Source organism: Inhella proteolytica (assembly GCF_016093275.1).
Classification (GTDB): Bacteria; Pseudomonadota; Gammaproteobacteria; order Burkholderiales; family Burkholderiaceae_C; genus Inhella; species Inhella proteolytica.
In genome coordinates, this window is record NZ_JAEDAK010000003.1 from 206,839 (window position 1) to 219,821 (window position 12,983).

The following is a 12,983-nucleotide window of genomic DNA, read 5'->3' on the forward strand; positions in this document are numbered from 1 at the left end:
TCAAGGCAACCAATCCATCGCCGGCGTGCGTTCCGGCAGTGCGAGTTCCGCGTCGTAGCGCGGACCCACGAAATACAGGCCATCGGGCGCAAAGGTGGGCGCCGCCACCGAGCGGTCACGCGCGGCCAGCACCTCCCCCAGCCACTCCGGGTCGCGGATACCCTGCCCCACGGCCAGCAGCCCTCCCATCAAATTGCGCACCATGTGGTGCAGGAAGGCATTGGCCTCGAACTCGAAGCGCCAGTACGCCCCGCGGCGCGCGATCTCGACCGTGCGCAGGGTCTTCACCGGCGAAGCGGCCTGACATTCGGCGGCACGGAAGGAGCTGAAGTCGTGCTCGCCGATCAGTCTTGCGGCGCCGGCTTGCATCGGCTCCAGGTCAAGCGGGCGGAACACCCAACCCACGGCACCGGCTTCCAGCGCGGGGCGGATCGGCGACTCCAGCAGCAGGTAGGCGTAGCGCCGAGCCCGGGCGTGGTTGCGCGCATGGAAGTCTGCCGGCGGAAAGGCGCTCCACTGCACGGCGATGTCGGCTGGCAGGTAGCGATTGACGCCACGCACCCAGGAGAAGGGCTCGCGCTCCCGGCTGGTGTCGAAGTGCACGACCTGATTGAGGCCATGCACGCCCGCGTCGGTACGACCTGCGCACAGTGTGCGGATGGGCTCATCGGCAAACCGGCTCAGGGCCTGCTCCAAGTGGTCCTGCACCGTCTGGCCACCCGGCTGGCTCTGCCAGCCGAAGTAGGCCCCGCCCCGATAGGCCACACCCAAGGCAACCCGCATGCACTCACTCCGAAAAAAACAAGGGCGCCCGCAGGCGCCCTTGCATTGGACCATTGGGCTCAGCGGAGCTGATCGAGCATCGCCTTGGCCCGCTCGTACAGCGGACCGCTCCCCACCTGCTTGATCAGTTCCTGCAGGACGTCCCGCGCGCCTTCGGTGTCGCCAATCTGGCGGAACTCTTCCGCCAGCTCCAACTGGCGCTGCATCGGGTCGCCATCGTCCTCGGCGAGGTCCTGCATGGCGTCGATCAGTGAATCGCCACCGACCTTGGAGGCCGAGCCGTCGTTCAGCCCCATGGCGTCAGTGCCCTTGTCGAGCGGCGCGGCCACGGTACCGGCATCGAAATCACCCAGGTCATCCAAGCTGAACTGAAGGCTGTTGCCGCCCACCGAGGGAGCCGGCGCCGGCTCGGGTGCCACAGCGGCGCCCAGATCGGGCAGGTCCAGGTCCAGGTCCATCGACACACTGGGCACGGCCTCGGGCTGCGCCTTCAAGCCCTGCGTGCGCGCCATCGCATCGGCGGCCGGAGCCGGGGCCGGTGCGGCAGTACCCAGGTCGAGATCCAAATCGATCAGGCTCGGCGGGCCGACATCGGGCTCCGCCTCTTCCATTGCCGCTGCCGCCTGCGGCATGGTGGTGGCGTTCATCGGCTCCGGACGCGGGGCCTCGTCATCGAACATCGAACGCGGACCGCCGCCGGGCTGGTAGAGCGGGTTGGTCGGGTCGATGCCCAGACCCATCTCCTGCGCCTTCTCCCAATCCTCGCCCGCACCCTTGGTGTCGGCATAGAACTGGGTGGCCAGCTGCTCGAAGCCGCGCACATCGCGGCGCTTGGCGTAGACCTCTAGCAGCTTCAGGCGGATGGCCAGACGCTCGGGTTGGGCGCGCAGCGCCTCTTTCAGAATCTCTTCGGCCTGCAGGTCGCGGCCATAAGCCAGATAGACATCGGCCTCGGCTACTGGATCGACATCGCCATGCGCATCCAACTGGCTGAGCGAGTAGGACATCGACGACATGGTGTTGCCACCGTCGCGCGTGTCGACCCGCTGGCCGCCGGTGACGCCGAAGAAGGAGTCAGGTTGCAGGCGACTCTCGCCGAACATCGTCTCGCGGTTCTCCGCCCCCTTGGACTTGCGCAGCAGGCGGAAGGCACCAAAGCCAAGCAGGGCCAGTACACCAGCCGCGCCGGCAGCACCCACCGGGGTGGCGAGCCAGCTGAACATCCCTTCTTCCGCCTGCGGCTGCGCGGGTGGCGGCGCCACCGGCTTGGGCTTGGCCACCGGCACGGCGGCAGGCGTGGCCGATGCAGGCTGCGGCGCGGCCACCGGTGCCGGTGCAGCCGACGCTGCGGGCTCCGCACTCGCAGCCGGCTTGGCGGCCTCGGTGATCTTCTTCAGGTCTTCGACATTGCGCGTCAGCTCGGCCACCTGCGAGGCGGGCGGTTGCACCGGCTTGGGCGGCGTGGCGGGCGCCGGCGGCGGGGTTGCCACCGCGGGCTTGCTGAGCGTCAAACGATCCCCGCTGGGGGTCGCCTTGGGTTCGGTCACCACGGCCTCAACCGGGCCCTTGGCGACGCGCTCGCTGTCCTTCGGCGCGCGAGGAGCGGTACTGGCCAGGCCCTGGCGCGCAGCTTCGAAGTTCGCACTGTGCGCGCGGATGACCTGGCGCGCCTCGGCTTTGTCCAGCGCGGCCAGCGCCTCGTTGGCGGGGAGCTTGAGGCGCGAACCCGCACGCAGCAGGTTCATGTTCTCGCCCATGAACGCGTCGGGGTTCTGGCGATACAGGGCCACCAGCATCTGGTCCAGCGACACGCCCTCGGGCAGGTGCCGGGCCGCCACACGCGAAAGGGATTCACCCGGGCGCACCACCACCGTGCCGTCTGCCACCGCCGCCGGGGCGGGGGCCGGGCGAGGCGCGCGGGGGGTCTCGGCCGACGCCGGGGCCCGACTGACCGCCGAGGCAGGCTGAGAAGGCAATGCGCTCGGCGCGGGCGCGGGCGCGCTGACCACCGGCGCCGTCACGGCCTCGGGGGCACGCGCCGACGAGGGCGGATCGAACAGCATCGTGAACTCGCGCGTCAGCCGGCCCGAGGCCCAAGTGAGCTCCAGCACGACATCCAGGAAGGGCTCCTGCACCGCGCGGTCGCTGGCGATGCGCAGCACCGGCCGCCCATCGGCACGACGTGCCAACTGCACCTGGGTGCCCGGCAACACGGCGTTGTATTCCAGGCCGCTGGCCCGATAGGCATCCGGCGGCGCCACGCGCACGCGCAGGCTGGCCGCCTCTTCAGCGCTGAGGGAGGACAGCTCGATTTCGGCCCTCAGGGTCTCACCCAGCGCCGACTGCACGTTCAAGCGCCCGAGACCCAGGGCCTGGGCGCCGGACGAGAAGGCACAGAGCGCGGCCAGGGCCACGTGACTGAGGGTGAAGCGCATGCGCGCCGAAAGGGCAAGCTGGTTCAAGGCAACTCCCGTCGCCGCCTGGGCGCGAACGCCTTTGCAGCGAGAAAACTCAAGGCTGGCAAGCATATCCGTTGCAGACCTCATGAAATGCCTGCAGTACCGGTGCGGGCACCCGTAGTTCCACTACGAGTGCCCCGCCTTGTAGCCCGAGGGCAACGCAGGTGCAACAAGGGGTTGCACGCCGTTTGCGACGGGCTTAAAGCGTCATTGCTCGATCAGGATGCGCAACATGCGGCGCAGCGGCTCGGCCGCACCCCAGAGCAACTGGTCGCCGATGGTGAAGGCGCCCAGGTACTCGGGGCCCATGGCGAGCCTGCGCACGCGGCCGACGGGGATCGTCAGCGTGCCGGTCACGGCCACCGGGGTCAAATCCTTGATGGTGGCCTCGCGGGTGTTGGGCACCAGCTTGACCCATTCGTTGTCGGCGGCGATGAGAGCCTCGATGTCGGCCAGCGGCACATCCTTCTTCAGCTTGAAGGTCAGTGCCTGCGAGTGGCAGCGCATGGCGCCGATGCGCACGCAGAAGCCATCCACCGGGATGGCCTGAGCCGCGCCGAGGATCTTGTTGGTCTCGGCCATGCCCTTCCACTCTTCGCGCGACACGCCATTGCCCAGATCCTTGTCGATCCAGGGGATCAGCGAGCCGCCGAGCGGCACACCGAAGTGCTGGGTTTCGGCAGCGGACAGGCTGCGCTGCTTCTCGACGATCTTGCGGTCGATCTCCAGGATCGCGCTCTTGGGGTCGTCCAGCAGCGCGCGCACCTCGGCGTTCAGGGTGCCGTACTGGGTCAGCAGCTCGCGCATGTGCTGGGCACCACCGCCGCTGGCGGCCTGGTAGGTCTGGGTGCTCATCCACTCCACCAGCCCGGCCTTGTAGAGCGCGCCCACGCCCATCAGCATGCAGCTGACGGTGCAGTTGCCGCCAATCCAATTGCGGCCGCCCTGGCTCAGCGCCTGGTCGATGACCGGGCGGTTGACCGGATCCAGGATGATGACGGCGTCATCGGCCATGCGCAGGCTCGAGGCCGCATCGATCCAGTGGCCCTTCCAGCCGGCCGCACGCAGCTTGGGGAAGACTTCGGTGGTGTAGTCGCCCCCCTGGCAGGTGATGATGACCTCGCAGCGCTTGAGCTGCTCCAGATCGAATGCATCCTGCAGCCGGGTCTCGTTCTTGGCCTGCGCGGGTGCTGCGCCCCCGGCATTGCTGGTGCTGAAGAAGAGCGGCTCGATCAGATCGAAATCGCGCTCTGCGCCCATGCGGTCCATCAGCACCGAGCCGACCATGCCGCGCCAGCCGACCAGGCCGACCAGGGGGTTCTTGGAAACTGCCATCGTGTTCACCTTGCTTCCTTGAATATCAGGACCCTGGGATTCCCGGCTCGCTCGCCGGGTCCCTGGGGTGGCGTGGCGAACCGAGAGCCGTCAGCTCTTGGTAATCGGGGTGGTTTTAATCATGCCCACGACGGCGTCACCCATCTCGCGGGTGCCCACCTTGGTGGTGCCTTCGCTCCAGATGTCACCGGTGCGCAGGCCCTGGGCGAGCACGGCCTGGACCGCCGCTTCGATGCGGTCGGCCTGCGCGGGCTGGTTGAGGGTGTAGCGAAGCATCATGGCGGCGCTGAGGATGGTAGCAAGCGGGTTCGCCACGCCCTTGCCGGCGATATCAGGCGCACTGCCATGGCTGGGCTCGTACAGGCCCTTGCCGTTCTTGTCCAGCGAGGCCGAGGGCAGCATGCCGATCGAGCCGGTCAGCATCGCGGCCTCGTCGCTGAGGATGTCGCCAAACAGATTGCCGGTGACGATGACGTCAAAGGCTTTCGGCGCCTTGACCAGCTGCATCGCGGCGTTGTCCACGTACATGTGGTCGAGCTGCACATCGGCGTACTGCTGGTGCACCTCGGTGACGACGTCCTTCCAGAGCTGCGAGGTCTCCAGCACATTGGCCTTGTCCACGCTGGTGACCTTCCCGCGCCGTTTGCGCGCCGCCTGGAAGGCCAGGTGGGCGATGCGCTCGATCTCCGGGCGTGAGTAGCGCATGGTGTCGAAGGCTTCCTCGGCGCCGGGGAAGTGGCCGTCCACCGCGGTGCGGCGGCCGCGCGGGGTGCCGAAGTAGATGTCGCCGGTCAGCTCGCGCAGGATCAGGATGTCCAGCCCCGCCACCAACTCGGGCTTGAGGCTGGATGCGTGCGTCAGTTGCTCGTAGCAGAGCGCGGGGCGGAAGTTGGCGAACAGCCCCAGGTGCTTGCGCAGACCCAGGATGGCCTGCTCGGGCCGCAGCGCACGCTCCAGCTTGTCGTACTTCCAATCGCCCACGGCGCCGAACAGCACGGCGTCGGCCTTCTTGGCCAGGTTCAGCGTGGTGTCCGGCAGCGGGTGGCCGCTGGCCTCGTAGGCCGCGCCGCCCACGGGTGCGGTTTCCAGCTGCAGGTCCAGGTCCAGGGCCTGCAGCACCTTGACGGCCTCGGCCATGATTTCCGGGCCGATGCCATCGCCCGGCAGCACCGCAATCAGCTTCGCGCTCATGCCGACAACTCCTTCTTCAGCCAGGGCTTGTCTGCCAGGCGCTTGGCCTGATAGGCCTCGATCTCCTTGGCGTGCTGCAGGGTCAGGCCGATGTCGTCCAGCCCATTGAGCAGGCAATGCTTGCGGAAGGGTTCGACCTCAAAGCGGTGCTCGGCGCCCTCGGGCGTGCGCACCACCTGCTGCTCCAGGTCGACGGTGAGCTGGTAGCCCGGCGTGGCCTGCACGGCGGCGAACAGCCGGTCCACCACCTCGGCCGGCAGCACCACCGGCAGCAGGCCATTCTTGAAGCAGTTGTTGAAGAAGATGTCGGCGTAGCTCGGGGCGATCAGCGCCCGGATGCCGTACTGCTGGATGGCCCAGGGCGCGTGCTCGCGGCTGGAACCGCAGCCGAAATTGGCGCGGGCCAGCAGGATGCTGGCGCCGGCGTAGCGCGGCTGGTTGAGCACGAAGTCCGGGTTGGGGCGGCGGCGGGCCGGGTCCTGACCGGGCTCACCGCGGTCCAGGTAGCGCCACTCGTCGAACAGGTTCGGGCCGAAGCCGGTGCGCAGGATGGACTTGAGGAACTGCTTCGGGATGATGGCGTCGGTGTCGACATTGGCCCGGTCAAGGGGCACCACCAGCCCCTGGTGCTGGCGAAAGGCTTGCATCGTTTCTCCATGCCCAGGGGTCAGCCCGGGCCTCAACTACTTCTTGGCAGCGCCCTCGATCTTTTCGCCCACCTTCTGCACATCCTGGCCGAAGCCTTTCATGGTGTTGCAGCCCGCCAGAACGGTCAGGGTGAGGATCAGGGTCAACAGCTTTTTCATGGTTTTGCCTCAGGGAAATGCGGACATACCGAAATCATGCCGCGCTCCCGAAGCATCAGTTCAGCTTGCGGACATCCACGAAGCGCCCTTTCATGGCCGCTGCGGCCGCCATGGCCGGGCTCACCAGGTGGGTACGGCCGCCGGCACCCTGCCGGCCTTCGAAATTACGGTTGCTGGTGCTGGCGCAGCGCTCGCCCGGCTCCAGGCGGTCGGCGTTCATAGCCAGGCACATCGAGCAGCCCGGCTCGCGCCACTCGAAACCAGCCGACTTGAACACGCGGTCCAGGCCCTCGGCCTCGGCCTGGGCCTTGACGAGGCCCGAACCCGGCACCACCAGGGCCAGCTTGATGCCCTTGGCCACCTTGCCGCCCACGCGCTGCACCACGGCCGCGGCTTCGCGCAGGTCCTCGATGCGGCTGTTGGTGCAGGAGCCGATGAAAACCTTGTCCACCGCAATGGAATCGATGCGCTGGTGCGGCTGCAGGCCCATGTACTGCAGGGCACGGTTCTGGGCGTCACGCTGCACGGCGTCGCTGGCGCGCGAGGGCTCGGGCGTGAAGGCATCCACCGGCAGCACCATCTCGGGCGAGGTGCCCCAGCTGACCTGCGGCGCGATCAGGGTCGCGTCCAGCTCCACCACGGTGTCGAAGTGGGCATCGGGGTCGCTGTGCAGGGTGCGCCAGTAGGCCACGGCGGCGTCCCACTCCGCGCCAGCCGGGCTCAGGGGGCGACCCCGCAGGTACTCGATGGTGGTGTCGTCCACCGCCACCAGGCCGGCGCGCGCACCGGCCTCGATGGCCATGTTGCACACCGTCATGCGGCCTTCCATGCTCAGGGCCTGCACGGCTTCGCCGCCGAATTCGATGGTGTAGCCGGTGCCGCCCGCCGTGCCGATGCGGCCGATGATGGCCAGCACCAGATCCTTGGCGCTCACACCCGGCTGCAGGCGGCCGTTCACGCGCACGAGCATGTTCTTGGCCTTCTTGGCGAGCAGGCATTGCGTGGCCAGCACATGCTCCACCTCAGAGGTGCCAATGCCATGCGCCAGCGCGGCAAAGGCGCCGTGGGTGGAGGTGTGGCTGTCGCCACAGACCACCGTCATGCCGGGCAGCGTGGCGCCCTGCTCGGGGCCGATGACGTGCACGATGCCCTGGCGGCGGTCGCTCATCTTGAACTGGCGGATGCCGTGCTTGTCGCAGTTGGCATCGAGCGTGTCGACCTGCAGCTTGCTCACCGGGTCGGCAATGCCGGCGCTGCGGTCGGTGGTGGGCACGTTGTGGTCGCTCACCGCCAGGTTGGCGGCCAGACGGAAGACCTTGCGGCCCGCCAGGCTCAGGCCTTCAAAGGCCTGCGGGCTGGTCACTTCATGCAGCAGATGGCGGTCGATGTAGAGCAAGCTGGTGCCATCGTCTTCGCGACGCACCACATGCTCGTCCCAGAGCTTGTCGTACAGGGTCTTGGCCACGTTCTCAGTCTTTTCTGGAGGCTAAATCGGATCGGGCGGCCGCCAGGGCGGCCTCGGCGGCAGCCGCCGCCTGGGGCGGGCACAGCGCTTCCACAAAGCGCTGCACCACGGTGGGCAGGGATTCCTGGCGCGGCGTGGCCAAGCGGTATTCGCGTGCCGCCCAAGGCTCGGCCAGAGTCAGGCATTCCACTTCAAAGAGCTGGGCGAAGCGCTCGGCCGGGCCGCGCGGCATCACCGCCACGCCCAGGCCCGCTTCCACCAGCTGGGCGATGGCGTCGAAGCCGCGCACCTGCAGGCGGGCGCGCAGGGTCTTGCCGCGTGCGGCGGCCTGCTCGCGCATCAGTTCCTGCGCGGCGGCGCCGGCGTGCAGGCCAATGAGGTCGTGGTCCAGCAGGTCGTCGAAGCGCACCACGTTCAGACTGGCCAATGCATGCCCGCGCGGCACCACCACGGCCAGGCGCGAGATGCGGTAGATCTGGTGCGTGAGCCGGTTGTCCAGCACCGGCGGCGTGAAGATGCCCACATCCGCACGGCCCTCGGCCACGGCGGCCTGCACTTCCGCGCTGGTCAGGTCTTCCAGGCTGATGCGGATCTGCGGGTGGCGGCTGGAGAACGCCGCCAGGTCGGCCGGCAGGCACTCGGCAATCGCGCCGCCATTGGCGACGATGCGCAGATGGCCCTTGATGCCGCGTGCGAACTCGACCACCTCGGATTCCATCGCGTGCAAGCTGGCCTGCAAGGTGCGGATGTGGCGCACCAGCGCGCGGCCAGCCTCGGTGGGCTCCACGCCACGGGCGCGGCGCTCGAACAACTTGACCCCCAGACGCGTCTCCAGGTCCGCCAGGCGCTTGCTGGCGGCCGCGAGCGCCAAATGCTCGGCCTTGGCACCGGCGGTGATCGAGCGGGTGCGCTCGATGGCCAGCACGAGGTGGAGGGTGGTGAGGTCAAGGCGCATGGTGGTCACTCTAAAGCTTCGTTGATGAAGGAATCTTCGCGTGATTACAGCCTATCACTACTTTCAAAACGAAGGCTTTGGCCAATGCGTGCCGCAATGAACCGGTGGGCGCTCGGGTCGTGAGAAATGCACAGGCGGGTTTGTCGGTTTTGTACCAATCTGTCACGCGCGCTTCGGCGCGCGCCCGTACGCTGACAGCCGATGCTCAAGCTCCGTTTCGCCGCCGTATTCCTGTCCCTGATCGCACTTGGCAGCGGGGGCGCCCTGGCCAACCCGGCCCTGAGAACGGTGGCGGTGTGTGACGACGTGGCCGAATGGCCGCCCTTCACCTACCGCGAACGCGATGCGCGCGGCCAGGCGCAGGCCAAGGTGGTGGGCTATTCGGTGGAGGTGCTGCGCCGCATCCTGGCGCCGCAGCGCATCACCCTGAAGGTGGAGCTGCTGCCCTGGGTGCGCTGCCTGCGCGAGGTCGAGTCGGGCCAGCAGTTCCAGATGGCCTTGAACGCCAGCTTCAGCCCGGAGCGCGAGGCGCGCTTCCTGCTGAGCCAGCCCTATTACGAGACCACCCACACCTACTTCTACTCACGCAAGGTCTACCCGCGTGGCTTGCAACTGCGCGATGTGGCCGACCTCACCCGCTATCACATCTGCGGCGTGCATGGCTACAACTACAGCGCCTACGGGCTCAGCGACGAGCAGGTGGATCGCGGCGCGCTCGACTTCTCGCGCGTGATCGCCAAGCTTCATGCGGGCCGCTGCGAGATCGGCATCGAAAAACTGGAGGCCGTGGCCGGCTTCAAGCGCCTGGGGCGCGACCTGCTGGCGGACCCCGACCTCGGCCACGCGCCGATTCCCGGCCTGGCGCGCGGCGAGTTCCACATGCTGATCTCGCGCCAGCACCCGCAGGGCGAGGCCCTGCGCGCGCTGATCGACCGCGGCCTCAAGGCCCTGCGCGAGAGTGGCGAACTGCGCGAGCTGCGCCAGCGCTACCTGTCCTGATCACCAGACGCGGCAGCGCTCCGCGTCCTTCTTGACCATCTTCTGCCCCGGCTTGCAGGCAAAGGCCTGGGCGAACTCGGGCATGTTCACCGCCACGCCGTTGATGCGGTAGCGGCCGGGCGAGTGCGGGTCGGTGGCGGCGTGCAGGCGCGCGTACTCGGGGCGGGCGTGGCTGCAGTCCCACTGCGCGAAACCGACGAAGAAGCGCTGCTCGGGTGTGAGGCCGTCGCGGTTCTCCAGCGTCAGGCCCTTGATCTGCTCTTTCCAGGCTTCGAGCGCCAGCACCAGGCCGCCGAGGTCGGCGAGGTCCTCGCCCAGGGTCAGCTGGCTGTTGATCTTGAGCTGGTCGATCACCGTGTACTGGCCGTACTGCTTGCTCACGCAGGCGGCGCGGCGCTCGAAGGCCTTGGTGTCCTGGGTGGTCCACCAGTCCTTCAGGCGGCCCTGGGCGTCGAACTGGCGACCTTCATCGTCAAAGCCGTGGATGAGCTCGTGGCCGATGGTGCCGCCGGTGTTGCCGTAGCTGGGCGCGTCGTCCAGCTTGGCGTCGTACAGCGGCGGCTGCAGCACCGCGGCCGGAAAGTTGATGTCGTTCATCTGGGCGTTGTAGTAGGCGTTCACCGTCTGCGGTGTCATGCCCCACTCGCCGCGGTCCAGCGGCTTGCCGATCTTGGCCAGCTGGCGCTTCAGCTCGAAGGCATTGCCGCGCTGCAGATTGCCGAGGAAGTCATCGCGCCGCACCTGGAAGGCGCTGTAGTCGCGCCAGTTGTCCGGGTAGCCGACCTTATTGACCATGCTGGCGAGCTTTTCCTGCGCGCGCGCCTTGGTGGCCGGGCTCATCCAGTCCAGCGCCTCGATGCGGCGCGCCATCGCGGCCTTGATCTGGTCGGTCATCTTGATGACGCGCTCCTTCAGCTCCGGGCTGAAGTTGCGCGCCACGAACTCCTGGCCCAGGGCCTCGCCCAGCTGCGCGTCCACCAGTTCCACACAGCGCTTCCAGCGCGCCTTCTGGGCCGGCACGCCTTGCAGGGTCTTGCCATAGAAGCCGAACTGCTCGGCTTGCCAGCCGGCGTCCAGGAACTCGGCCTGGCTGCTCAACACCTGCCAGCGCAGCAGGGTCTTGAGCGTGGCCAGGTCGGTCTGCTGCAGCAGAGCCGCCCAGCGCTTGATGAAGCGCGGCTCGGTCACGTTCAGCACCGGCAGGGCCTGCTCCACTCCCAGGGCGCTGCGGTAAGCGGCCCAGTCGAAGCCGGCCGTCAGGGCCTGCAGCTGTTCGAAACTGAGGCGGTTCGAGAGCTTGTAGGGGTCGCGTCGCTGCACGGGGCTGAGCGTGGCGCGGGCGAGCTCGGTCTCGAAGGCCAGCACGCTGCGTGCCTGGCGCTGCGCCTGCTCGGCCGCGGCACCGGCACGCGCCAGGCTGCGTGCCACATGGGCCTGGTACTCGGCGCGCAGCTTGCGCGAGCGGGCGTCGTTCTTCAGGTACAAGTCCCGCTCAGGCAGGCCCAGGCCGCCGGCCGAGACGAAGGCGATGACCTGGGTGGCGTCGTTGAAGTCCTGGCCGCTGGCGAAGCGGAAAAAGGCGCGCTCGTTGTCCAGCAGCAGGTGCAGTGCAGCCAGCAGGGCGGGCAGGTCACGCTTGTGCCGCAGGGCGTCGATGCGCTCCAGCAGCGGCTTCAAGGGCTTGAGGCCGGCCTCGTTCACGGCCTGCTCGTTCATGCAGGCGCCGAAGTAGTCGCCCAGCTGTTGTTGCTGGGCGCTGCGCGCAGTGGCGGCGGGCTGTGCCAGCTCCTGCAACACGCCCCACAGGTAGAGCCGGTTCTCGTTCGCCACCTTGGAGTAAACCCCCCAGCGCGCCTCGTCGGCGGGGATGGGGTTGTTCTTCATCCACCCGCCGCAAGCGTACTGGTACAGGTCTTCACAGGGGTCGACGCTGCGGTCCATGGCCGAGACATCGAGACTGGGGGTGTAGGGCAGCTGGCGCAGGGGCTGGTCATCGGCCCGGGCCAGGCCCAGGCCAAGGGCGGCAGCGAGTGCCAGGGAAAGGCTTGAAATTTTCATCCCGGCATTGTCCGCGCGGGCGGGTGCATCCGCCTTCCGTCAGGCGCACCGGGCCGTTCTGGCGTGCTCAGTCAGCCCCCAGGCTGCGCCCCAGTTCGAACACCAGGCGCTGCAGCTCATCGTCCTCGGGGTGCGGGTGCAGCTCGGCACCCAGGCCCCGCATCACGGCCAGCATGCGCCGGTTGCCGGGCAGCACGTCGCCGTAGAGCTGGCGCAGGCCCTGGGCACGCGCCAGGCGGCCCAGCCGGGCCATCAGTGCACGGGCCAGGCCCAGGCCCTGCCAGGCGTCGGCCACGGCAATCGCGAACTCCGCCGTGCCGTCCGCACCGTGCACGTAGCGGGCGTCGGCCACCAGCTCGGCAGCGCCCGGCGTCTCGGCCACCAGGGCAACGTGGCGCTGCGGGTCGACTTCGACCATGCGGCGCAGCAGGCCCGGGCCGATCTGGCTGACGCCGGCGTGGAAACGCTGGTGGCGTGAATCGACCGACAGGGCCGTGAAGAAGGCCTGCAAGGCGGGGCTGTCCGCGGCCCGGACGGCGCGGAGCTGGAGCCGGCGCCCGCCTGCCAGGGCCAGCTGCTCGGGCGCCGTCCGCTCCAGCAGGCCGGCGCTGGCCGAAGGAAACAGCGCGTTCATGGCTGCTCCCACTCCAGCTCGGCCGGGCCGCCCAGGGCACAGACCAACAGGCCGGCGCACCGGTCGACCTCGAAGCTTTCCTGCGGCCCCAGCACGATGTCGCGCGGGTCTTCATCGAGGGTCAGCCAGAGCGTGCCGGCCGCGCTGCGCACGCGGGTGTGCAAGGCGGCCAGCAGGCGCGCGCTCTGGCCGGGCTGCAGGGTCAAACGGCTGGCTTGGGTTTCGATCCACATGGATGCCTCCAGGATTCCGGCCAGGCATGCATCTCATGAAGGCCTGCCTGGCCCTGGGCAGCTTG

At 68.5% G+C, this 12,983-nt stretch carries 12 protein-coding genes; 1 reads left to right on the top strand and 11 read right to left on the bottom strand.

The window, feature by feature from the left end:
* From truA to I7X39_RS06075, 8 genes are all read right to left on the bottom strand, one after another.
* Positions 1-783 (bottom strand): tRNA pseudouridine(38-40) synthase TruA, encoded by a 783-nt coding sequence (gene truA / locus I7X39_RS06040; protein ID WP_198110075.1) that lies wholly within the window; start codon positions 781-783, stop codon positions 1-3.
* Between the two features lie 59 nt (positions 784-842).
* The gene (locus I7X39_RS06045; RefSeq protein WP_232351746.1) at positions 843-3,245 is read right to left on the bottom strand and encodes a FimV/HubP family polar landmark protein; all 2,403 of its coding nucleotides are present in this window, start codon (positions 3,243-3,245) and stop codon (positions 843-845) included.
* A 204-nt stretch (positions 3,246-3,449) separates the two neighbouring features.
* The gene (gene asd / locus I7X39_RS06050; protein WP_198110076.1) at positions 3,450-4,577 is read right to left on the bottom strand and encodes an aspartate-semialdehyde dehydrogenase; all 1,128 of its coding nucleotides are present in this window, start codon (positions 4,575-4,577) and stop codon (positions 3,450-3,452) included.
* A gap of 90 nt (positions 4,578-4,667) precedes the next feature.
* Positions 4,668-5,768, bottom strand: a complete 1,101-nt coding sequence (gene leuB / locus I7X39_RS06055; protein WP_198110077.1) for a 3-isopropylmalate dehydrogenase — start codon at positions 5,766-5,768, stop codon at positions 4,668-4,670.
* On the bottom strand, positions 5,765-6,415 hold the full coding sequence (gene leuD, locus I7X39_RS06060) for a 3-isopropylmalate dehydratase small subunit (RefSeq protein WP_198110078.1): 651 nt from the start codon (positions 6,413-6,415) through the stop codon (positions 5,765-5,767). Before leuD ends, leuB begins: the two co-directional genes overlap by 4 nt.
* Before the next feature lie 36 nt (positions 6,416-6,451).
* Positions 6,452-6,574, bottom strand: a complete 123-nt coding sequence (locus I7X39_RS06065) for an entericidin A/B family lipoprotein (protein WP_198110079.1) — start codon at positions 6,572-6,574, stop codon at positions 6,452-6,454.
* 55 nt (positions 6,575-6,629) lie between these two features.
* A complete protein-coding gene (leuC, locus tag I7X39_RS06070; protein ID WP_198110080.1) occupies positions 6,630-8,039 on the bottom strand; it encodes a 3-isopropylmalate dehydratase large subunit in 1,410 nt (469 codons plus the stop codon).
* 4 nt (positions 8,040-8,043) lie between these two features.
* Complete coding sequence (locus I7X39_RS06075) at positions 8,044-8,994, bottom strand: LysR family transcriptional regulator (protein ID WP_198110081.1); 951 nt, start codon at positions 8,992-8,994, stop codon at positions 8,044-8,046.
* 201 nt (positions 8,995-9,195) lie between these two features.
* Here I7X39_RS06075 and I7X39_RS06080 point away from each other — a divergent pair, with 201 nt between their 5' ends.
* Positions 9,196-9,993: a substrate-binding periplasmic protein gene (locus tag I7X39_RS06080; RefSeq protein ID WP_198110082.1), complete on the top strand. Its 798-nt coding sequence runs from the start codon at positions 9,196-9,198 to the stop codon at positions 9,991-9,993.
* Here I7X39_RS06080 and I7X39_RS06085 read toward each other — a convergent pair whose 3' ends face one another.
* The 3 genes from I7X39_RS06085 to I7X39_RS06095 form a co-directional block, all read right to left on the bottom strand.
* Positions 9,994-12,051, bottom strand: coding sequence for a M13 family metallopeptidase (locus tag I7X39_RS06085; RefSeq protein WP_198110083.1), 2,058 nt, complete (start codon positions 12,049-12,051; stop codon positions 9,994-9,996). It lies immediately after the preceding gene.
* A 67-nt stretch (positions 12,052-12,118) separates the two neighbouring features.
* A complete protein-coding gene (locus tag I7X39_RS06090; RefSeq protein ID WP_198110084.1) occupies positions 12,119-12,685 on the bottom strand; it encodes a GNAT family N-acetyltransferase in 567 nt (188 codons plus the stop codon).
* On the bottom strand, positions 12,682-12,918 hold the full coding sequence (locus I7X39_RS06095; RefSeq protein ID WP_198110085.1) for a DUF2917 domain-containing protein: 237 nt from the start codon (positions 12,916-12,918) through the stop codon (positions 12,682-12,684). The genes I7X39_RS06090 and I7X39_RS06095 overlap by 4 nt, the downstream gene beginning before the upstream one ends.
* Between the last annotated feature and the right edge of the window lie 65 nt (positions 12,919-12,983).